Here is a 22,011-nt window from a genome sequence, read left to right on the forward strand (position 1 = left end):
CTGGCGGTCAACGGTCAGGGGCATCGAGGCTGAGGCCAGGCTGATGTTGCCCTCGGCATCGGACGAGATGGCCCGCAGTTTGTGGTTGCCAGAACCCAGGTTGATGGTGCCGGTGAAAGCCCCCGTGACGGCGTCTGCTGTCACGGCAGTCAGCATTTCACCGTCGTCGATCAGGTTGTTGTCGTTCAGATCGTCAAAGATGCTGACGTTCACGCCTGGCTCAGCCATGCCGCTGATGCGCAAACCGGTGGTCAGGTTGGTGGTGCCATCGGTGTTGTCCGAGCCACTGTCGTCCAAGGGGTTGAGTGACAGGCGGCTGGGGGGGGGCAGTTTGTCATCGAAGACCACGCGCACGCTGGCGTTCAAGCCGGGCAAGCCCAGCACGTCGATGGACCGGGCTTCCAGCAGATAGCTGCCCGGCGTGAGTGCCAAGCCGTTGTAGGTGAAGCTGAAAGCGAACGGATCTTCGGCGTCGGGGTAGGCGTCGCCCAAGAGCACGCCGTTGGCGTAAATCTGGACCGAAACGGCCGTGGCACTGGCTTTGCCGGTGACGGTGAAACCCGTGGTGCGGTTGGTTCGGTTGTCGGTGTTGCTGGCGCCGGTGTCGTCCTCGGGCAGCAGCTTGAATTCGGTGGGGGCGGCAATGCCGGTGGTGCGAATCACCAGTGAGCGCATTTGCACGTCGGGGCTGGCGTTGCCCGCTTTGTCAACCAAACGGACCTTTAATGTGGTGTAAGTGCCATCGGGCAGGCGCGACGCGGCCGTGATGGGCATGTCGATGGCGGCACTGGCCAGATCGCGCAGCGTCACGCTTTGGCGAATGATGACGGTGCTGCCGTTCATCAGCAGCACTTCGTCGCCCAACTCCACGCCCAAAGGCAAGCTCAGGGTCAGTGTCGGGTTGGGGTTGCTGCTGACGGTTTCGCCCGCATCGTTAAGGACTTCGAGGCCCCCCACGCTGCTGAGTTGGGCGTAGTTGGGCGTGAAGGGAAGGTCCAGATCGACCCGGATGTTCACGGGCTGGCCCAGCAAGCTGGTGACGCTGACACCGCCAGACATGAAGGTTTGGCGCGCCAAGATGGTGTGCAGGCCGGTGCCCAGCTCGATGTCGGCTGCAAAGGTGCCTGTGGCGTCGGTGATGGTGCTGGCTGCGGCGGCGACCAGGTTGGCCACCACGGTGCTGCCGTTGACGTTGTAGGTGGTCCGCTTTTCGCCGCTGTCGAGGATGCCGTTTTGGTTGACGTCTTCAAAAATCTCGACCGTGGCACCGGGGTTGGCGATGCCTTTGAATGTCAAGCGGGTTTGGCTGGTGATGCCATCGCTGTTGACAGGGCCTGTGTCGTCGGTTGCGTCCAGCCAGAACTGGTTGCGCTGGTAGGCCGATGCGTCGATGCGCAAGAACAGGGCGCTCGAAGCCCGACCTTCCAAGCCGTTGGCATGCACGCCACGGGCATAGACGGTGTAAACACCATCGGCCAGCGCTGGGCCGTTGTAGGTGAAGGACCACGCGCCGCCTTGTGTGGCCGGTTGCACGGAGCCGAGCAAAGTGGTGCCGGCGTAGATGTTGATCTGGCTGGCCGTGCTGCCTGCCGTGGCGATGCCTGTGACGGTCCAGCCGGTGGCTTTGCGTGTCACCAGATCGGTGCTGCTGGAGCCCGTGTCGTCGGCCGTGGTGAAGGCGATGTTGGGGGCCGTGGGCACGGTGGTGGGCATCACGTCCAGGCGCAGGTAGGCCTGGTCGCTGGTCATGGCGCTGGTGTTGCCTGCTGCGTCCAGTGCGCGCGCATACAAGTAGAGCGTGCCTTCGGGCAGGATGATGGTGCTGCGGATGTCGACATAACCGCGCACCAGGTCGGTGGCGGTCAGGCCCGTGGCACCCAGCATGTTGGTGCTGACGGCTGAAGCACCGTTGTAGACCTCAATGCGGTCGCCGACCCGGGCGTTTGGGGCCAGCTGAACACGCACCGTGGGCCGAGCGTTCTGGATCACACCATCGGCGCTGAACAGGCCATCGTCTTGGCCTGGGGCCAGAAACACGCCCAGTGGGGCTTGGGGCGCGCGGTCAATGCGGATGGCCAAGGCATCGCTGGCCACGCTCACGTTGCCCGCTGCGTCTGTCTGGATCACGCGCAGGCGGTGGCTGCCCTCGGCCAGTTGGTTGGCGTCGATGTAAATGCTGAAATTGCCGCGCCAATCGGTCCACTGGTACACGGCGGGGTTGTAGATGGCCAGTTCTTCGCCTGCATCCATGACACCGTTGTTGTTGGTGTCGTCAAAAATGCGAAGGCTGTTGTTGTAGGTGTAGTTGGTGCCATCCCAGTAGGGTTGGGTCAGCAGGGACGGGTCGGCTCTTCCTGTGATCAGCATGAAGCTGTCGATGGCTCGCGAGGTGATGTTGTCACCCTTGACGCCCGAGTCCCAGCTGGTGTGGATGGCCAGGTTGCCAGGTTTGCCAATGGCCGTGTCAATGGTCAGTGTCAGCGGGGCAGAGGCATTGCTGCGGTTGCCTGCGGCATCGACGGCGACGATGGTGATGTCGTGCTTGCCATCGGCCAGGGGCTCTGCGGTGGCGGGCAGGAAAAAGCTCCAGCGGTTGTCGGCGGTGACGCCGGTGCGGCCCAGCAGGCGATCTTCCGCCCAGACTTCGACGCTGACGGTGCCTTGGTTCGCATGCACCCAGCCCGTCAGGTTGAATTGGTTGCCACGCGGCAGGCGGTTGTCGGTTTGGTCTTGTGGGACTTCCGGGTTGCCCAAGTCGTCGCCACGTTCGAGCGCGGTCGAGTACGGTGCGGGAGGCGCCACGTTGTCGACCGACAGCGTTTGTAGCGTGACCGAGGCGCTGGCCTGGAACGCGCCGTTTTGCACGCGCAGCACTTGCGCCGTGATGGCGTTGCTGTTGGCGGTGTTGTAGACGGTGCTGCCGTTGAACAAGGTGTGCGCTTGCAAGTCCACCCAGTAAACCGGTGAGCCCGATGAGCCGCGGTTGACCAAGTCGGCAGCCGAGAGTGTGTGGCGCAAAACCTCGGTGGTGCCCAGGCCTAAGCGAACGGTGTCGCCCGCTTGCACGCTGCTGGGCAATGCAATGCGCAACACAGGGGCCAGCAGGCGCGTGATGTTGTCGCCCAACGTGGCGCTGTCGCCCGCAGCCGCCAGGCTGATGCCCAAGGGGGTGAGTTCGCTGCGCACAAAGCTGAAACCCACGCCGCTCATGGCGGTGCTGCTCACGCCATTGCGCACACTGGCTGGCGAGCTGCCCGACGGCATGATCATGACCGAGACTGTTTTGGTCTCACTCACCGCCACCAAACCCGCATGGACTGCGGCGATGTTCAGGTTGGTGTTCAGGTCATAGAGGTCCGAACCTACAAGGGTGTTGCCCAACTGGGCTTGTCCGGTCACGCTGAAGCTGTAGAGCTGGCCGATTTGGCTGGCGTAGGCGTTCAGGTTGGCGGGTGTGGAGATCGGGATGCCTGCGCCGCTGAGGTTGGCACTGCTCAAACGCAATTGGTCGCGGCTGTTGCTGATCACGCGGTTGCCTGCCAAGTCCGTGGCCATCACGGTGACGGTGTAGAGCGAACCTGCCAAGGTCGAGCTCAACTCGCGTTCGCGTGCAATGTCCAGGCTCCAGGTGCCATTGGCTGCATTCAAGACCAGGCCTGCCACGGTGATGGTGGCGGTGCCATCGATCGTGACCGATGTGCCTGCGGCCACGCCGTAGACCACGTTGTTGATGCGCACCACCAGTTGTTCGGTGTTGCTGGCGTCGTAGGTGCCCGACAAGGTCGGTGTACGGCTGCCGGTGTCGCAGAAAAAGACCGTGGGGGTGGCCGGTGGCTGGGTGTCTGTGTTCACGCGCAGGGCAGTGCCGGGCGCGCTCCAATTGCCCGCAAGGTCGTTTTGAATCACGCGCAGGTTGTGAACGCCTGGGGCCAGGTACAAGTTGCTGAAGGTGTAGACCCCTAGTGCGTTGGCCGTGGCGGTGGCGATCACGGAGCCATTGACCGGATCACCCAAGCTGCTCAGGCCGGTGTTGCTGGCGCTGCTGCCATAGTCGAGCAGGCGCACCTGTGCCGAAGGGGCTGCCACCCCTGAGACCACCAGGGTGGAGGTCAGGTTGGTGATGCCATCTGTGCTGCTCAAGCCGCTGTCGCTGGCCGCCGTCAGGCTGGGTGCGTCCAGTGTTGACGGGGCACTGGTGTCGATGCTGAAATTGAGCGCTGCGCTTTCGGCAGACCAGTTGCCCGCCAAGTCCATGGCGCGTGCGCGCAAGGTGTAGTTGCCGTCTGCGAGGGCGTCGCCGGTGTAGGTGTAGGTCCAGTACGAACTGTCCGAAAACGACAGTGTGCCCAACTCGGTGCTGGTGCCATCGGGCTTGTACAGGCGCAAGGCAATCAGGCGTGTGTCGGTGCTGGCGAGGCCCCGCACACTGAAGCCGGTGTTCAGCGCTATGGCCTTGTCGGTGCTGGAGCGGCCGGTGTCGCTGTTGAGTAAAAGCTCCAGTGGGGTCCCTGGATACTGGGGGTTGCCGTAGGGCGCATCGGGTGCGGTGGTGTCCACACGCAGCAGCGGAATGGACCAGACCGGGTCGGTCGAGCTGACATTGCCAGCTTGGTCGGTGATGACGCCGCGCCATTGCTGGAAGTAACTGCCTTGGCCGATGGCCGCATCGGGCACGATGTCAATGTAGCCCCGCGAGATGTCTTCTGCAGTCAGAGTCCGGGTGGCCTCCACCAAGGAAGATCGACGCAATTCGAACTTCATGCCTGCGTTGGCCGCATAGGCCGCCGACACGCCGCTCGCCAGGGTGGGCAGCTGGAAGCGGAAGGTGGGGTAGGGGTTGTTGGTGATCAGGTCGCTGCCCAGCAAACCGGTGTCGCTGGTCTGCTGGTTGTCGTTGACCAGAGTGGCCACGCCGGGGCTCAAGGTGGCCTCGAGGTCGATGGTGATGAACAAAGCCTGGCTGACGGGGCTTCGGCTGCCATCACTTTCCACCTGCACCGCCATGATGCGGTGGGTGCCTGCGCCCAGTTCGATGTCGTGGGTGAACACGCCGTAAGTGGCGGTGGCGGTGATGTTGGTGGCCAGCACTTCGCCATCGTCCAGCTGGCCGTTGTTGTTGATGTCGTTGAAAAGCCAGACTTTTTTGCCGGGCTGGGCGACGCCGCCGACCGTCAAAGCGCTGGTGTTGCGCGTGATGGCGTCGCGGTTACTGGCCCCGGTGTCGTCGGCAGTGGCCAAGGACAGAGAGTGCGGTTGTGGCCATGCGGCCGAGTTGCTGGTCAGGCGCAAGGTGACAGGGAACAAGCCGGCGATAGGGGTTTCGCTGGTGACCACACTGAAGGTGCTGGCGGTGTTGGTGACGGCTGTCACGCTGGGCAGGGTCACGCTGCTGAAGCTGCCTGTGGCCGTGGCATTGCTGTTGATCAGACGCCAGGAGCCACCGGTCACATCGGCAAAGCTCGACAAGCCATTGACCACCAGGTTGCCCGCCAGGTTGAGGCTGGTCACACCCAGAATCTGGTCGTCTGTCAGGCTGTTGCCGTTCGGGTCCAGGTCCATGACCAGGGTACTGCCCGCGAGCAGACTCAGGCTGTTGCTGATGGTCAGCAGGCCCGGCAGTGAGGTGTTGCCCAAACGTTGACCGGGGCTGAGCGTGCCGCCCGACTGCACCGTGACGGCTCCGGCGGTGCTGCCGTTGCCTGCCAGGGTAGCGCCGGTGTTGACGGTCATGGCCGAGGCGGCCAGGCCACCATTGAGGGTGAGCATGCCGCCATTCAGGGTGGTGGCTCCGGTGTAGGTGTTGGCCCCTGTGAGGGTCCATTCTCCCGTACCGGCTTTGGTGACGCCGCCGGTGCCCGAGATGACGCCGCTGAACTGGGTGGACAGGTTGTTGGTGCCGGTGCTCAGGGTGCCTGCACCCAGAACGACCGAGCCTGCGCCCGCGAGGGAGCCAACGCGTTGGGCCACAGCCCCGAGGGTGAAAGTGGCCCCATTGGCCACGCTCAAGGCGGTTTGGTTGGACAAACGGTCAGCGCCCGACAAGGTCAGGCCCCCCGTGGTGATCCGGGTCTCACCGGTGTAGCTGTTGGCACCTGACAGCGTCAAAGTGCCTGTGCCGTTTTTGCTCAGATTGCCGCTGCCTGCGATGCTGCCGGAGAAGGTGGTGCTCGTGGCGTTGCCAACGCTCAAGACCGTTTGCGCGTTCGCGCCGGTTTGCACCGAGCCGCCACCCGCCAGAGACCCCAGGGTCTGGCTCAGGCCATTGAGGTCGAGCGTGGCCCCGGTATTGACGGTGGTGTTGCTGATGGCCGACATCACCTGGGCCGCGGCTGCCACCAGACTGCCTGCGCTGATGGTGGTGGTGCCGGTGTGGCTCAGTTTGCCGCCCACAGTCAGGCTGCCCGCCCCCATTTTTTCGAGAGCGCCGATGCCGGATACGGCTGAATTGAAGTTGCTGGCATCGCTGCGCTGGAAGCGCAGGATGGCTCCGGACGCGAGGCTCACCGAAGCGCTGGCCAGAGTGCCAGTGGTGCCGCCATTGCCGACTTGCAAGGTACTGCTGGCCAGCACGGTGGTCGTGCCCGTGATGTTGACGTCGCCCGTCAAGATCACGGCCGTGGTGGCCGCGCTGGTGATTGCCAAGTGGCCGCTGCCGCTGATGGCACCATTCAGGCTCAGTGTGCCGTTGGTGCTGCTGGCGTCAACCGAGAGCGTAGTGCCGCTTTGCAGGGTGAAGGCATTGCCGAGTGTGCGTTGCACAACGGTGCTGCTGGCCACCGTGCGCAAGGTGGTGTTGCCGGTAACGTTGACAGTGCCCGAACCCAGCGCAGCGCTCGACGCTGCATTGGTCGAGAGCAGCACCGCGCCGCTTTCCAAAAGGGTGCCGCCGCTGTAGGTGTTGGCACCGTTGAAGGTCAGGTTGCCGGTGCCGCGCTGCACCAGTTGGCCATTGCCGCTGATCAAGCCGTCGGCTACGGCCAAGTTGCTGCTGGTGTTGAAAATCAGCGAAGCGCCGCCGCCCACCTGAACCGAGGTGCTGGCCAGCATGGTGGCTGCCGCGCCGATGCCCAGCGACACGCTGCCGCTGTTGATGGCGGTGCTGCCGGTGTAGGTGTTGTTCCCGGTCAGGCTCAAAGTGCCTGCGCCGCGCTTGACCACGCCGCCTGTGCCTGTGACCGAGCCACTGAAAGTGGTGCTGGCGTTGTTGCCGCCCACATCGAGGGTGGCGCTGCCCAGTTCAATGGTGCCTGCCGCAGTGCTGGCCAAAGCGCCCACACGCTGGTTGAAGCCGCCCAAGACCAGCTTGGCATTGACGATCACGGTGGTGCTGGGTGAGAGCTGGTTGGCCATGCTCAGTTGCAAGACACCCGCGCTGACGGTGGTGTCACCGCTGTAAGTCTGAACGGCCGACAGGATCAGTGTGCCCGAGCCCACTTTGGTCAGGCCGACGGTACCGCCGGGTATGCTGCCGTTGGCCGCGCCATCGGTCAATGTGCCGGCAAACGTGAAGGCGAGGGTGCCGCCGTTGCCCAGTGTCAGCGTGCTGCCAGAGCCAGCCAGGGTGTTGGTGACGCTGCCGCTGCCCGTGAGTTCGTTCAGGGTCAGTGTGCGACCGTTGAGGTCGAGCGTGCCGCCTGTGCTCAGCAGCACGTTGGCGGTGGTGCCGATTTGTGCGGGGCCTGTGCCTGCAATGCGCACCGTGCCCCCGTTGTTGATTTGCAGTGCGACCACGCCCGAGCCTGCCGATAGCGCCTGAACGCTGGTGTTGTCCGAGGCTTTGTCGAGCACCAAGGTGCCCGCATTGACCACGGCGCGGCCACTGCTGTTGCTGGTGGCGCCGCCCAAAGTGAGCGTACCTGTGCCTTCTTTGACCAGCTGGCCGTTGCCAGCGGTGCCCAGCGTGCCTGTGCCTGTGGTGCTGAACACACCTGTGAAGGTGGTGCTGGTGTTGTTACCGCCCACGGTCAGCATGCCGGTGCCCAGCGTCAAAGTGCCCGCACCGACCAGCGAACCGATGCGCTGGTTGAAGTTGTTCAACGTCAGTGTGCCCAACTCTCCGATGATCACCGCCGTGTTCACTGCGGCAGCACCATTGCGCTGGTTCGGGCCCAGTGCGTCGTTCGCGGCCAGGGTCAAGGTGCCTTGAGCGATGTGCGTTTCACCGGTAAAGGTGCTCGCACCGGTCAGCGTGAGGGTGGTGTTGCCCACTTTGCGCAGGCTGCCGTCGCCACTGATGACCCCTGCGAACGTCAGGTTGTTGCCGTTGATTTCGAGCTGACCACCGGTGCCCAAAACCAGAGAGGCCACGCCGATGCCCGTGCCTTGCACAACCGACACCAGGCTTTGGCTCTTGCCGTTGAGGTCAAAAGTCGCACCTGGGTTGATGGTCAAGGCCGAGTTGGCGCTGAAGGCTTGGTCGACACCCAGGCGCAAGGTACCCGCTTGCACCGTGGTGGCCCCGGTGTGGACGCTGTTGCCCGACAGGGTGAGCGTGCCTGTGCCCGCCTTGATCACGCGGCCAAAGTCAAACAGGGTGCCGCTGAAATTGGCGCTGCCTGCGCTGTTGTAGCTGCCCGCAGCGAAGTTGTTCACGCCGATCGTGAGCCCCGAGTTGGGGTAGCCACCAAAACCCATTTGGATGGGGCCAGAGCCCGTTAAAGCATCGACGCGGACATCGGCTTCGACGGTGCGAAAGACCGCCTGGGCAGCCACGTTCAAGCTGGCCAGGTTGTTGGTCCAGACTTCATTGGCCGATGAGCCGGCAACGAAGGTGCCAGCTTGAACATCGATCAGAGCGCCTGCGCCCATGGCAAAGGTGGCCGCTGTTGGCCCCCACAGCACGCTACCGAAACCGGTTTTGAGCAGCGTGCCCGTGCCCGTGAAACTGGTGTTGGTGCCGTAATCCAGCCGTGCATCGGTGTGCAGTTGCAGCACTGCCCCCGTGGCGATGTTGAAAGAGGGCGTGCGGTAGCCGCCTTCGCTCAGCAGCAAAGTGCCCGCGTTGATGTTGGTGGCGCCGGTGTAGGTGTTCAGGCCGCTCAGGGTCAAGGTGTCTGCACCAACCTTGGTCAGAGCCAGCTTGCCCCCGGCTGTGCCGTCACCGATCACACCGCTGAACGCCGTGGTGTTGCCGCTGACGGTGAGGGTGGCGACTGCGCCAGTGATGGCGCCGCTGGTGATGCTGCCCGATCCTTCGATGGCGGCGACCGTGTCGCTGCTGTTGAGCTGGTAGGTGGCGCCTTGTGCGACCTTGACGGTGGTGGCATCGGCCAGGCTGCCGCTGACGACCAGCACACCGGCCTGGATATCGGTGTTGCCCAAATACGTTTGTGCGCCGCCCAGCACCAAGGTGCCCGCGCCAGTCTTGATCAGGCCGCTTCCGGCGTTGGCACCGGTGATGATGCCGTTGTAGGTGGCAGTGAAACCGCTGCCCACTTCGATCATGCCTTGTCCGAGCACACGGATGCCGCGCTCGGGGTCGAGTGCCAAGGTGGCGTTGATTTTGAGTTTGCCGCTGTCCTCGATGACCAAGCGGCCAGCCGTGGGGGAGACCACATTGGGCCCCAATTGCAGGTCGCTGGTGATGGTGAGCGTGCCGCCGCGCACCACGGTGTTGCCGGTGTGGGTGCTGTTGCCGGTCAGGATCAATTCGCCCAGGCCGGTCTTGATGAAGTCGCCCGTGCCGGTGTAGCCGCCATTGAAACTGAGGCTTTGACCTTCGGTCACGTCGATTTGTGACAGCAGTGGCGTCAGCCCTGTGGGCATGAGGGCGTTGCCTGCGGCATCGCGGATCACCGCGCCATTCAGGCTGATTTGGCCCAGTTGCAAACCTTGCGAGAAGTCGCTGCCGTTGTAGCGGTAAACCAGCTTGCCAGTGGCCAGGTCGGACTCGGCTGCGACAAAGCTGGCGCTGCGGGCTGTGCCGCCTGTGGTCAGTGCCAAGCTGGATTTGGCCAGATCGGTGCTGGTGGCGACGCTTTCGGTCAAATTGACCGTGACGGTGATCGCTGCCCCCGAGAAGCTGATCTGGGTGGTGGTTGCGGCGGGTGGCGTGGTGTCCAGCAACAGGCCCAGCGCGTCCAGCAGTTCGGTGTCCAAGGCCGACTGGGCATCCACCTGACCCAGACGCAACTCCAGCGTGTTGTTGCCGCCCAGTTGACGGCTGCCCGTGTCGTCGCTCGACGCGGCCACATCAGCTCCGGTCAAGCCTTGAAGGGTTTGCATGAAGACGAGGCCGGCATCGCCTGAGCCCACATCGCAGCCATAGAGCAGGATGTCAGCGTTAGCCGTCAAAGACGATTGCCAGTTGAGAATTTCAGCTTGACGCGTCTGCAGTGTGGTGTTGTCCAGACGCAAATCACCCAGCAACAAAGTGCCGGGTTCGCCGTGGCTGATGATGTGCAGTTCTTCAATTTGGCTGCGGCTGGCCAGCAGCTGCGATATCTGGGTCAGTGCGTCAGAGCCCTCGACAAGTTCCACCACTTCGCCTTGGTTGGCCAGCCCCAGCCGGATGCGTTCTGCTTCTGGCAATGCTGCGCTGATGACGATCAAACGGCCAGGCTGTGGTGGCAGGGCTTGCGGTGTGAAAAGGTCTGGCGTTTCGCGGTAAAGCGGTGCTGCCTTGCTGTCGCTGTGGGTGGCATTGCGCTCGTTCAGCAAATCTGCAGTGGACATGGCCGCACCGTCGAACATCATCCGCTGTTCGAGCACAAGCATCTCGGCTGCCTGACGAACTTTGCGTTTGCGCTGGGGTTTGACCGTGGCCTCTGAGACGGGATTTGTCTGCTCTGGCGCGTTGGACAAACTGACGGGGGTGTTTTTTTTCTGGACCATGCTGGGCATCCGGTTTGTTCAGGGTGCAAAGGCCGACACCGGCCTTTGTTTTTTCATTGTTCAGGGCAACTGAAGGCGGCCACTCATGCCGGCCTTCAGGTCGGACATGGGGCCTTCAAGGTTGGCTGTGACCTTGATGGACTGACTTACGGGGTCAATCCGGGGGCTGATGCGTGCAATGCGCGCCATGCCATTGCGGCGCACTTCATCGATGCTGACGCGCACCACCATGCCCACGCGCAAGCGGGACAGCCAGGTGGAGGGTGCTAAAAATTCCAGCTCGTAACCCGAGTCGTCCAGCACATCCACCAAGGGTGTTCCGGGCTGCACGTATTGCTGCTCGCGGATGCGTTGCTCGGCCACGATGCCTGCAAAAGGCGCTTTGATCTCGCATTTAGACAGCTGGGTTTCGCTGATGCGCAATTCGGCTTGAGATTTTTCCACCGCGTTTTTGGCCAAATCCAGCTCCATCAGGCCGGCTGCGTTCAGCTCGGCCAGGCGTTGGTTGGCTTCCAGGCTGCGCTGAGCACCCGCCAGTTCGGCCACGGATTTGGCGCGCTGGGCATCGTGCAAGCCGCAGTCGAGTTTGATGAGGGGTGTGCCTGCGGCAAAGCGATGACCTTCTTTGACCAGAATGCTTTGCACCACCGCACCAATTTCTGCGGACAGCGTGGTGTAACGCACAGGCCGAAGCTGAGCGCGAATTTCTTGTCGATCCATGCCCGAGGTGACAGGTGTTTGCGCATGCCCGCTAGCCATCAGCAGCAGCAAAGCCAGGCCGGACAGGGCATTTCGCACAAACGGGTCAGCGTGTGACATGGGCGACTTCCGGGGTTTTGAGTTCGGTCAGAGAAGGTGTTTGGCTGACTTTTTCAAGGATGTCTTTCATCGGCAGGCGGTCTACGCCAGCGTCGTCAAACTCCACCCCGATCACGGCACGCAGGCGGCTTTCTGCCACCTGAATCTGCGCGACGGACTGGTAGCGTCGGAATTGACTCAGCAGTGCGCTGGCTTGGGCGTTCACCGTTTCCAGACGGCCCCGCATCAGGGCTTTTTCACGCGCCGAGGCGAGTTTGGCCAAGCGGTCATCGACCGCCCAAATCTGGTCAGCCCTTTGGGATTGTTTTTGGGCGTTCAGCCAGTTCAGGCGTCCCAGGTGCACTTGTGTCATCACCGCCATCTGCATGACCATGCGGCGCTGGTCGGCCAGTGCCACCCCGGCATCGGCCAGCCGCATTTGAGAGGGCCCTGTGAACAGGTTCATCAGGTTGAAGGACAGTTGCAAGCTGGCGTCGTCCCAGCCCTTGTGCACCTGGTAGCTGTCGGTGTCGTATTTGGCAGAGATGTTGAAGCTCAAATTCGGGAACATGCGCGCCAGCACTTTGCGCGTTTCATCGCGTGCGATGCGGGTTTGGTGTTGTGCTTCTCGCAAATCGGCGTTGCGCTCCAATGCCATGCTTTCCAGTGCCTCGATGGGCATGTTCATCTGGCCGCGCAACTCGGGCCACTTGGCATCCAACGTCAAGGGCTGACCCGCGGGCGCATTGATCAAGGTGGCCAACTCCACTTGTGCCGGAGCCAAGTCCTGGTCGATCAACTCCAAAGTGCGCAGGCTTTCCAGCAATTGTTTTTGGTAGGTTAATGATTCGGTGGGCGCGCGCACGCGTTCGCTTTCCACTTTGCGCGAGTCTTCCAGCGCATCCTCTGCCTGGGCAATGGTGTTTTTCAGTTCCTGACGCATGGCTTGGGCGCATGCGGCACGCCAGTAGGCGCTGCGAACGTCTTGAATCAGGGTGTGGATCAGTTTGCGGCGGCGTTCGTCGGCAATTTGCACTCGCTCGCGGGCTTGTTTGGCGTTGTAATAACCGACGCCAAATTCCAGCAGACTCCAGGATGCACCCAACTCGTGCACCGTGTGGTTGCGTTCCGACGTGGCGTTGCTGGGTGTGCCATTGGCGTTGCGCGTCAGGCGCTCTTCGCTGCGGTTGCTGCGTTCAATTTGCGCGCGTGCTTTGGGCAGCATGTCTTGCAGGGCCGATTCAAATTGACCTGAAGCGATTTCGAGTTCGAGTTGCTTGGCTCGGCGGTCCAGGTTGTACTTCAAGCCCCGTGCGATGGCCTCGTCCAGCGTCAGCGGACCCAGGATGGGTTCAATCTGCAGTTGCGCCAGTTCTTGCTGCCAGCTGCTGCGTGTGGGTGTCAACAGGGGTTGCTCGGGCGTGAGTTGCGCGCACCCCACCAGCAAGCCCGGTAACACAAGCAGGAATCGCCCCATTTTTCTTTTCACACTTCACCTCTGTACAGCAACTTAAATCGTTATTGGCCTTATTGTTTTGATTTGCTGTAATTATTAATAGTTCAAATTTTCATTTGAAATTCAACAATTTCAGCTTAAACAAAAGTATCGAAAGTTTTACAAATGTGGCTCATGATGTATATACCTAATTGGGGAAAACAAAGGGTATTCTCTGTGTTAAAATGAATATTAAGGTAAACATTTATTGTTTTCAATAGCACTTGTTGAATTTCGTGTATCGTCAGCGAAAGCAGCGTTTCGGGGCTTTCAAAATGTTTGGAGACCGCCGCATACAGGACAATGGTGTTCAGTTGAACTTGATCTTGAAGCCGTCCTTTGAGGGGCTTGGATTGAATTGCCTCGTGATCACTGGTTTTCTTATCCCTAAAAGGGGGTATCCACGTCGTGTGTGAAAACCTAATATCAACAAGTCTGATAATTTTTTGTTGTATCAATGAACCCCTCAACCTGCGGTCATGTTTACGTTGTCGATGACAACCCGGATATCCGCTTTTATTTGACCGATTTGCTGCGGCAGATGGGTTACAGCATTGAGGGCTACGACAGTGCACAAGCCTTCTTACAACAGTCCATTGATATCTTTCCTGCCGTCCTGGTGCTGGACGTTCGCATGCCGGGTATGTCGGGTGTGGATCTTCAGGAAAAAATGAAATCACTGGGCCGCCATACGCCCATCATCTTCATCAGTGGTGAAAGTGAATCGGAAGAAATCATCCGTGCCATGAAGGGGCTGCCCATTGAGTTCCTCTGGAAGCCTTTTCAAATTCAGGATCTGATCGACGCCATCGACAGGGGCTTGGCAGTAGACGGTGCCAATCGTCAGGACTTCATTCAAAAAAATGAGATCCGTCGCAAATGGCTGGCTTTGAGTGCGCGCGAACGTGACGTCTTTGTGTTGATGTTGGCCGGGCATACCAACAAGGGCATTTCCGAGCGTTTGGATATCTTGCCCGACACGGCCAAAAAACACCGCGCCAACATTTTGCAGAAAATGCAAGTGCCCCATTTGGCCGATTTGATGGCCCTTTGCAAAGGCCTCGACATGGAAGCGCTCGGGTGATGACCGAACCCTGGACCGCTGAAGATGCTTTGTTGCTTCAGCAATTGAGGCAGGCGGCCGGGTTGGACACATCCCGGTTTGCCATTGAAAACGCCATTTCTCATGCTCAGTTGTTGCAGCTTGAAAACGGCGGAGACACCTTGTTTTATTCGACTGCGATCAAGGCCCATCTGGGTCGAAAGTTGATCGCCAAATTGCAGAGCGGCTCTCGCTGACTGGTTTGAATCGTCAAGTGCGCAAACGCGTGCGCCGGATGAGTTCATTCACTGCTTGAAACCCCCCAAAGAAAAAGCCTCTGCACGTGAATGCAGAGGCTTGTCTTTTTGGCTCCTCGACCTGGGCTCGAACCAGGGACCTACGGATTAACAGTCCGGCGCTCTACCGACTGAGCTATCGAGGAATAGCTTCGAATTATAGAGTGATTTTTGGGCTGTTTTGAGAGGAGGCGCAAGATTTTTAAAAAATCTTGCGGTCTTCATTTCAGAAGCTCGCTTTCACACCCATTCGAAAGGTTCTGGGTGCGCCCGGGTACAGGTAGTAGTGACCAAATTGCTTGGGCGCTTCACGCCAGTAATGGTGATCGGCCAGGTTGTCGATGGCCAATGTCCATTGGGTCCGTGTGCCGCTGATGCGTGTGTCGTAATGCGCGGCGAAATCCAGCGTCGTCCAGCTGGGCAGGTTGATGCTGCCGTCTGCGGTCACGCGTCGTGCGCCTTCGTGGCTCAGGCGCAGGCTGGTGCGCAGGCCGGGCACATCGGCAAAGCGGTAATGGACCAGACCGCGCAGGGTGTATTTAGGCACGTTGAGTGCCCGTTGACCGTTCACGTCAGGCGTGACTTCTGCGCTCTGGCGTTTGGCATCGAGCCATGCTGCACCCACATCCCAACTCCATGCCGCTCGGGTCATGCCTGCAGACAACTCTAGTCCGCGATGACGTGCTTCGCCATCGATCAGGCGTTTGCATGAATTGGCCGCAACACAATCGCCAAAATCGGTGGATTGAGGGCGGGTGATGTCAAACACACTGACTTGCCAGCGTGTGGTGCGGGTTTGGCTTTTGATGCCCAGCTCAAATTGTTGGCTGCGCAGTGCGGGTAAGGCCTGGCCTGAATTGATGTATTTGCTTTTGTTGGGTGCGACTTCGGTTTCTATACCTTCGCCGTAGCTGGCATAAAGGGTTTCATGGGGCGTGAGTTGGTAGGAGCCTGCGATCCAAGGTGTGTTGAATGAGCGCTCATCGTGAATGGCTTGGGTGCCATCTGACTTGGCGCTGTTTCGGTTCAGTCTGCTGTGTCGAAGGCCAAGCCATAAGGTCGTTTGAGCGTTCACTTCGATGCGGTCATTCAGTGCCAGTTCAGTCGTGTACTCGCTGGCGTTTGTCCCTGAATCGCTGTAATCGGCGTAGCCTGGGATGACGGCGCTGTCATAGACATTGCCTGTGCCCATGTAGATGTTGGTTTGGACATCGGGGGAGCGAAGCAATTGCCGTTGCCTTGAAATGCTGATGCCCATGTTGTGGACCATCTGGCCAATGGTCACATGACCTGCCAGCGAGCTTTGAAGGGCATCCGCAGTGCGTTGTTCCTTGTCACTGCGCCAGTCGTACAAGTCAAACCCACCATCTGCATAGTAGCGATCACAGTTGGCACCACCGCAGCCAAAAGCAAAGCTCAGCCGGTCATCTGTGCGCAGTCGCTGACCACCATATTGCGTCGTCCACAGCCAGCCACCTTCCAGGTTTTGCTTGAAGCGGATGCTGCCCGTTGTGCCATTGAAAACGCCCGGGACAGACCAGGCCTGGCGCGTGATGTTTCGGGTGCCGTCCACGGGCGCGGGCAGCGCATCGCCCATCAGGCTGTAGCCATTCACGCCGAATTGTTGGCGTTCGCTGCGTTCGATTTCCCATTCCAGTTTGCTGTCGGGCGTGATGCGCCAGTCCATGGCCAATGCCAACAGTCGGCGGTGGCCCTCGGTGTTTTGGATGTATGGGTCCAGGTCTTCGTAGGCCGCATTGAAACGGTAGCCCAGCGTCTGGTCCTGGCCAAAGCGGCCGCCCAGATCGAGTCCGATGCTGCTGCTTTTGCCGCTGCCGTAGCTGGCGCTGACCGAGCGGATGGTTTCGTCTTTGGCCGATGGGGGGCGCTTGACCACGTAGTTGACCAATCCCCCCGGTGCGCTGGTGCCCGCCTGGATACCGCTGGTGCCTTTGAACAGCTCGATGCGTTCCTTGTTGTCCATGGAGATCATGGTTTCGGCCGAAATCGGCAAGCCTTCGCGGCGGTAGTTGTAGCGGTTGTCCAGTGTGTAACCGCGCACGCTGAGCATGTCCCAGTAGGCGGGTGAGTTGTAGCTGTCGGCCACGCTGGCGTCCAGGCGCAGCGCGTCAGACACACGTTGTGCGCCAATGTCTTGCAAGGTATGCTGGTCGATGGTGACGGCGCTGAACGGTGCTTTGCTCAGAGGCACATCGCCAAAGCCGCTGACCTGTGAGGGCGCGGTGTCTGTGATGGTGATTTCGGTCAGGCCTTGGGCGTGCGCGCTGCCCATGGCCAACAGTGCCCATACGCTGGCCACATGTGTGGCGCGGCGAACGAGGCGAGGTTCAGAACGGCGAATGGGCCGGCGAGAGAATGGCGAAAAAAATGCCATGACGTTTTCCTTTAACGTTATGGCAGGTCGGCTGGCTGGGAACGTGGCACGCCCGAGGCGGTGTGCTCATGGTGCGACGTTCTTTTGAACTAGCTTCCCTGCGCGAGGATTACCTCAATCAGGTTCAAAGGGACTTTCTCAGTCGAAGACCTCACGGCCCTCAACACCCCTAGCGAATGCGCTGCAAATTGCGGCGCGGTATGAATTCTATGCGATGCCCAGCCGCTGGTGCAGCAGGGTGGAGGTTGTCGTGTACTGGAGCAGGGTCTTTTCTTCGGGGCGCAGCAGGGCCACGGCACCAAAAGCGGCCAGCGTGGCTTCGTGGAAGCCGCACAGGATCAGCTTCTTTTTGCCCGGATAGGTGTTGATGTCGCCCACCGCAAAAATGCCTGGCTCGGAGGTGGCGAAGTTTTCGGTGTTGACCACCAGTTGCTTGCGTTCCATGGCCAGGCCCCATTGCGCTACGGGGCCCAATTTGGGCGACAGGCCCAGGCAGGTTTGCAGCACATCGAGGCTTAGCCACTCGGTGTCGCCTTGTGGGTTAAGCAGCTCCAGCGCTTGCAGGCGGCCACCTTCGGCGCGCAGGCCGGTGGGCTGGCCCGGCACAAATCGCATGCGACCAGCCGTGCAGGCCTGGCGCATTTGTGCGATCAGCTCAGGGGCAGCGGTGAATTGGTCACGGCGGTGCAGCAGCGTCACGCTGGCGGCGGCTTGCGAGCCCTGGCTGGCGTCCAGGCAGGCTTGCAAGGAGGCGTCACCGTCGCCGGCCACCACCAGGTGCTGGCCAGTCCAACGTCCGGGTTGGGGGTGTTCGGCAAAGACCTGGGTGCCTTCAAAGGCGTCTAGGCCGTCCAGCACCATGCGGCGCGGGACAAAAGCGCCGACGCCAGCGGCGATGAACAGGGTGCGGGTGTGGAATGTGCGGTCCGATGTGGTTTGCACCCGAATGCGCTGGTCTGCCAAGCGTTCAATGGTGCTGACTTGCTGGCCTAAGTGCAACATGGGCTTGAACGGCGTGATTTGTTGCTGCAGGCGTTCGACCAGCTCATGGCCGGTGCAAAACGGAATACCCGGGATGTCGTAAATCGGTTTGGCCGGGTAGAGCTCGGCGCACTGGCCACCCACATGGGGCAGGGCATCGATGACGTGGCAGTGGATGCCTTGCAGCCCGAGCTGGAAAACCTGAAACAGGCCCACGGGGCCTGCGCCAATGACCAGCGCTTCGGTGTCGATCGGGGTGGTCATGGGATGTGTGTCGGGGGCTTTAGAAAAAATGGCCGAATGAATTCGGCCACTGTACAAAAGCGCTATGGCCTTAGCGGATCAGCTCGGCCAGTTTGCTGGTCTTGTCTTTCCATTGCTCGGCATCAGCCATGGGGGCTTTGCGCTTGGTGATGCTCTTCCAGCCGGGCAAGAGGGCCAGCTCGGCGTTGAGTTTGGTCATGTGCTGCTGGTCTGCGGGCAGGTCTTCTTCGGCATAGATGGCGTTCACGGGGCACTCGGGGATGCACACAGCGCAGTCGATGCACTCATCGGGGTCGATGGTCAAGAAGTTGGGGCCTTCGCGGAAGCAATCCACAGGGCAAACATCCACACAGTCGGTGTATTTGCACTGGATACAGGATTCGGAAACAACGTGGGTCATGATGGACTCGGAATTAAGAAGAGCGCAGGTGGGTTTGCGCAAACGGGCATTTTAAGGGAGATCGGTCTGGGGCTATGGGAGCGAACCCCTCCTTGCGAAGGGGTTTGGCGCGGCGTGCTTTCGTCCGCAGGGGCGGACTCCTACAAGCGCCGGGTCTTCAGTTGACCAGCACCGCCCCCGAGGTCTTGTGGCTGGCCGTGTCCACCAGCACCAGCGCGCCCAAGATGCGCGACTGGGCAAAGGGCAGGGTGACCAGCGGCTCTTGCAGGGCCAGTGTCACGTGGCCAATGGCGTTGGGGGCCAGCTCGGTGGCTTCTTCTTCGGCCAGGGTGTTCACGTTCAGGCGGTGCACCACGCGCTGCACCTTGACTTTGACCCAGCGGTGGCCGTGCAGCGCCCAGTACAGGCGGCCAGCCACCAGGGGCTCGTCGTCCATCCAGGCGATGGTGGTGTTGAGCTGGCGCTGGCCTTCGGGCGCACCTTCGGCCGCCAAAATCCAGTCACCCCGCGACACGTCCACCTCACGGTCCAGCACGATGCCTGCGCTGTGGCCTGCGGCTTTGCCCTGCGGTTGGCGGGTGGCCGACAACACTTGCGAGACCACAGCGGTCTGGCCGCTGGGGAAAACCTTGACGGTCTGGCCCGGCTCGATGCTGCCTGTGGCGACGCGCCCCCAGAACACGCGGCGGCCCTGCGTGGTCACGCCGGAGTCGTGGAACTTCTCGACCCACTGCACCGGGAAGCTGAACGCCACATCGGTCTCGGCAGGCGTCACAGGCAGGTCTTCGAGGATGCTGAGCAGGCTCGGGCCGGTGTAACCGCACCAGTCCGGCTGGCCGTTGTTTTCTTTGTCCACCACGTTCCAGCCCTTGAGCGCGGACACGGGCACCATGGCGGTGACGGTGATGCCGGCTTCTTGGGCGAACTTGTTCAAAGCACCTGCGATGTTCTTGTAAGCCACGGTGGCATCGGCCACGGCGTCGAGCTTGTTGATGGCGAACACGATGGAGGGCACGCGCAGCAGATTCACCAGCAGCGAATGGCGGCGGGTTTGCGGCAGCAGTTGCAAGTCGGGGTTGGCCCAGTCGAGCTTGATGGCGTCAACCAGCACCACCGCGGCGTCGGCGCTCGAAGCGGCGGTGACCATGTTGCGGGTGTACTGCTCGTGGCCGGGCGCGTCGCCAATGATGAACTTGCGCGCTTCGGTGTTGAAGTAGCGGTAGGCCACGTCGATGGTGATGCCTTGCTCGCGCTCGGCGCTCAGGCCGTCGGTCAGCAAAGCCAGATCGGTCTCACCCGAGCGCTGCACGCCCGCCAGGTGGTCTTGCAGCACAGCCTTGGTGTCGACCAGCAAGCGGCCAATCAGCGTGCTCTTGCCGTCGTCGACCGAGCCGCAGGTGATGAATCGCAACGCGGTTTGCGTGTTGCTTGCTGAGGACTTGGCAGAAAAGTGTTTGTCGTTGTGCATGGTTCGTGTGGGTTCGGTGTTCTGTAGGAGCGAGCCCCTGCTCGCGAATGGTTTTTTGCGCTTTGTGGGAGCGAGCCCCTGCTCGCGAATGCGTGCTGAGCCGCTTCAGGTATTCGGCCGCGGGGGCGGCCTCCCACAGGGGAACGCTGTCACAGAGGTTCAGAAATAGCCATCCTTCTTGCGCTTCTCCATCGAAGCCTCGGACGTCTTGTCGTCCATGCGGGTCGCGCCGCGCTCGCTCACATCGGCCGCCAGCGTCTCGATCACGATCTGCTCGGGCGTGGCCGCATCGCTTTCCACCGGGCAGGTGCAGGTGATGTCGCCCACGGTGCGAAAACGCACGTCGCGCACCACGACCTCTTCCCCGTCTTTGGGTGGTGTCAACTCGGTCACCGGCACCAGCAGGCCCCGGCGGTCCACCACCTCGCGCTTGTGGGTGTAGTAAATCGAAGGCAGCGCAATCTTTTCGCGGGCGATGTATTGCCACACGTCAAGCTCGGTCCAGTTGCTGATCGGGAACACGCGGAAGTGCTCACCGGGTTGCAGGCGGGTGTTGAACAGGGTCCACAACTCGGGGCGCTGGGCCTTGGGCTGCCACTGGCCAAAGCTGTCGCGGTGCGAAAAGATGCGTTCTTTGGCGCGGGCCTTTTCTTCGTCACGGCGTGCGCCGCCGATCAGCGCGTCAAAGCGGAACTCCTCAATCGCTTCGAGCAGGGTGACCGACTGGTGCACGTTACGGCTCTCACCGGGGTGGGCCAGGCGCACGGTGCCGCGCTTCATCGAGTCTTCGACGCTGCGCACGATCAGCTCAGCGCCCAGTTCTTTGGCACGCGAATCGCGGAAATCGGTCACTTCCTTGAAGTTGTGGCCGGTGTCGATCATCAGCAGCGGGTAGGGGATGCGCCCCGCGCCAAAGGCTTTTTCGGCGCACTTGAGCATGACCAGCGAATCCTTGCCGCCCGAAAACAGCAGGGTGGGGCGCTCGAAGGCGGCGGCAACTTCGCGCAGGATGAAGATGGTTTCTTCTTCCAGCGCATCCAGGTGGCTGTTGCTCAGGGTGTGCAACTCGGTTTGTGTCATGGCGTTCATGCTTTTTCTCTCATCTCTATCAGGGCAAGGAGTGCCCAGGCATATCCAAAGTCGGTCGAAGTGATGTGTGGCGGGATCGGGGGTGCAGGGGGCGACGATGTGTGGCGCGCAGCGACTTCTGAGGAGCCCACTGTGCCCCCGAGCCCGCCTCACATCACAGCCTTAAGCTTTGACGTGCAACCCACACTCCTTGGCCGCTTCGTCTTCCCACCACCAGCGGCCAGCACGAAACTCTTCGCCCAGGCTGATGGCGCGGGTGCAAGGGGCGCAACCGACGCTCGGGAAGAACTGGTCGTGCAGCGGGTTGTAGTCCACTTGGTTCTCAGCGATGTAATGCCAAACGTCACCCCAGGTCCATTGGGCCAGGGGGTTGAACTTGGACAGACCTTTGGACGCGACTTCGCTGTCGTCTTGCAGCGGCACCTCGGCGCGGGCCGTCGATTGCTCCTGACGCAATCCGGTGATCCAGGCGCGTTGTCCCTTCAAGGCGCGGGCCAGCGGCTCCATCTTGCGGATGCCGCAGCATTCCTTGCGCAGCTCGATCGACTTGTAAATCGCGTCTTGACCTTTGTCACGCACGAACTGGATGACCGACGCCTGCTCAGGGCGCAGCACGTTGATCGGGGTACGCGAATGGGCCTGGGTGCGCTCCAGCAGGGCCAGGGTTTCGGTGTGCAGTGCGCCGGTCTCCAGCACAAACACCGGGATGTCGAGCTGCAGGCTGTTGATCAGGTGGGTGATCACCACGTCTTCGGCGCCCAGGCTGGAGGCTTGGGTGACCGGGCTGAACTCGGCCGCTGCGCGCTGCAGCAAAGCCTGGGTTTCGGCCAACTTGGCGGCAAAGTCAGGGCTGGCTTTGGCGTTTTGCTCGGTGGCTTTGGCCGGGGCGTTGCGGGAAGAAATCAGGCTGGAAGTCATGTTGTGTGTTGTGTGCTCGTGTTTTGTGGGAG

General features: G+C 61.2%; 11 protein-coding genes, 1 tRNA gene and 1 riboswitch (1 of these 13 cut by a window edge). Of the genes, 2 read left to right on the forward strand and 10 right to left on the reverse strand.

Annotated features, from left to right (window positions below; all coding sequences use genetic code 11):
• The 3 genes in view from B9Z33_RS08535 to B9Z33_RS08545 are tightly spaced (at most 60 nt apart) and all read right to left on the reverse strand, a layout consistent with a single transcriptional unit that may run on beyond the window.
• Nucleotides 1–10,833, reverse strand: partial view of an Ig-like domain-containing protein gene (locus tag B9Z33_RS08535; RefSeq protein ID WP_158270196.1) — the start only. The gene continues 37,401 nt to the left of window position 1, outside the view; the window shows 10,833 of its 48,234 coding nt (coding positions 1–10,833); it begins with the start codon at nucleotides 10,831–10,833; the stop codon falls past the left edge of the window.
• Nucleotides 10,834–10,893: 60 nt separating this feature from the next.
• A complete protein-coding gene (locus tag B9Z33_RS08540) occupies nucleotides 10,894–11,652 on the reverse strand; it encodes an efflux RND transporter periplasmic adaptor subunit (RefSeq protein ID WP_108286587.1) in 759 nt (252 codons plus the stop codon).
• A complete protein-coding gene (locus tag B9Z33_RS08545; RefSeq protein WP_108286588.1) occupies nucleotides 11,639–13,108 on the reverse strand; it encodes a TolC family protein in 1,470 nt (489 codons plus the stop codon). The genes B9Z33_RS08540 and B9Z33_RS08545 overlap by 14 nt, the downstream gene beginning before the upstream one ends.
• A 475-nt stretch (nucleotides 13,109–13,583) precedes the next feature.
• On the opposite strand from B9Z33_RS08545, the gene B9Z33_RS08555 reads away from it, so the two are divergent.
• Both B9Z33_RS08555 and B9Z33_RS08560 read left to right on the forward strand, forming a co-directional pair.
• A complete protein-coding gene (locus B9Z33_RS08555; RefSeq protein WP_108286590.1) occupies nucleotides 13,584–14,210 on the forward strand; it encodes a response regulator transcription factor in 627 nt (208 codons plus the stop codon).
• Nucleotides 14,210–14,425, forward strand: a complete 216-nt coding sequence (locus B9Z33_RS08560) for a hypothetical protein (RefSeq protein WP_108286591.1) — start codon at nucleotides 14,210–14,212, stop codon at nucleotides 14,423–14,425. Before B9Z33_RS08555 ends, B9Z33_RS08560 begins: the two co-directional genes overlap by 1 nt.
• Before the next feature lie 109 nt (nucleotides 14,426–14,534).
• Here the strand turns inward: B9Z33_RS08560 and B9Z33_RS08565 are convergent.
• The 7 genes from B9Z33_RS08565 to B9Z33_RS08595 form a co-directional block, all read right to left on the reverse strand.
• Nucleotides 14,535–14,610: transfer RNA gene (locus B9Z33_RS08565), tRNA-Asn, on the reverse strand.
• A gap of 80 nt (nucleotides 14,611–14,690) precedes the next feature.
• Nucleotides 14,691–16,859 (reverse strand): TonB-dependent siderophore receptor, encoded by a 2,169-nt coding sequence (locus B9Z33_RS08570; RefSeq protein ID WP_108286592.1) that lies wholly within the window; start codon nucleotides 16,857–16,859, stop codon nucleotides 14,691–14,693.
• 78 nt (nucleotides 16,860–16,937) lie between these two features.
• Nucleotides 16,938–17,040: riboswitch (TPP riboswitch) on the reverse strand.
• 26 nt (nucleotides 17,041–17,066) lie between these two features.
• Nucleotides 17,067–18,104, reverse strand: a complete 1,038-nt coding sequence (locus tag B9Z33_RS08575) for an NAD(P)/FAD-dependent oxidoreductase (protein WP_108286593.1) — start codon at nucleotides 18,102–18,104, stop codon at nucleotides 17,067–17,069.
• Between the two features lie 70 nt (nucleotides 18,105–18,174).
• Entirely contained in the window at nucleotides 18,175–18,504 is a 330-nt protein-coding gene (gene fdxA, locus B9Z33_RS08580) for a ferredoxin FdxA (RefSeq protein ID WP_108286594.1), read from the reverse strand.
• Between the two features lie 157 nt (nucleotides 18,505–18,661).
• Nucleotides 18,662–19,972, reverse strand: a complete 1,311-nt coding sequence (locus tag B9Z33_RS08585; RefSeq protein ID WP_108286595.1) for a sulfate adenylyltransferase subunit 1 — start codon at nucleotides 19,970–19,972, stop codon at nucleotides 18,662–18,664.
• 159 nt (nucleotides 19,973–20,131) lie between these two features.
• Complete coding sequence (gene cysD, locus B9Z33_RS08590; protein ID WP_108286596.1) at nucleotides 20,132–21,061, reverse strand: sulfate adenylyltransferase subunit CysD; 930 nt, start codon at nucleotides 21,059–21,061, stop codon at nucleotides 20,132–20,134.
• Nucleotides 21,062–21,223: 162 nt separating this feature from the next.
• Entirely contained in the window at nucleotides 21,224–21,979 is a 756-nt protein-coding gene (locus B9Z33_RS08595) for a phosphoadenylyl-sulfate reductase (protein WP_108286597.1), read from the reverse strand.
• Nucleotides 21,980–22,011 lie beyond the last annotated feature (32 nt).

Source organism: Limnohabitans sp. T6-20 (assembly GCF_003063505.1).
Lineage (GTDB): Bacteria > Pseudomonadota > Gammaproteobacteria > Burkholderiales > Burkholderiaceae_C > Limnohabitans_A.

Bases quoted from the DNA above. Each gene is read 5' to 3' on its own strand.
- cysD (WP_108286596.1), bottom strand. From the start codon at position 21,061: ATGAACGCCATGACACAAACCGAGTTGCACACCCTGAGCAACAGCCAC.
- B9Z33_RS08560 (WP_108286591.1), top strand. From the start codon at position 14,210: ATGACCGAACCCTGGACCGCTGAAGATGCTTTGTTGCTTCAGCAATTG.
- B9Z33_RS08545 (WP_108286588.1), bottom strand. From the start codon at position 13,108: ATGGGGCGATTCCTGCTTGTGTTACCGGGCTTGCTGGTGGGGTGCGCG.
- B9Z33_RS08595 (WP_108286597.1), bottom strand. From the start codon at position 21,979: ATGACTTCCAGCCTGATTTCTTCCCGCAACGCCCCGGCCAAAGCCACC.
- B9Z33_RS08570 (WP_108286592.1), bottom strand. From the start codon at position 16,859: ATGGCATTTTTTTCGCCATTCTCTCGCCGGCCCATTCGCCGTTCTGAA.
- fdxA (WP_108286594.1), bottom strand. From the start codon at position 18,504: ATGACCCACGTTGTTTCCGAATCCTGTATCCAGTGCAAATACACCGAC.
- B9Z33_RS08540 (WP_108286587.1), bottom strand. From the start codon at position 11,652: ATGTCACACGCTGACCCGTTTGTGCGAAATGCCCTGTCCGGCCTGGCT.
- B9Z33_RS08585 (WP_108286595.1), bottom strand. From the start codon at position 19,972: ATGCACAACGACAAACACTTTTCTGCCAAGTCCTCAGCAAGCAACACG.
- B9Z33_RS08575 (WP_108286593.1), bottom strand. From the start codon at position 18,104: ATGACCACCCCGATCGACACCGAAGCGCTGGTCATTGGCGCAGGCCCC.
- B9Z33_RS08555 (WP_108286590.1), top strand. From the start codon at position 13,584: ATGAACCCCTCAACCTGCGGTCATGTTTACGTTGTCGATGACAACCCG.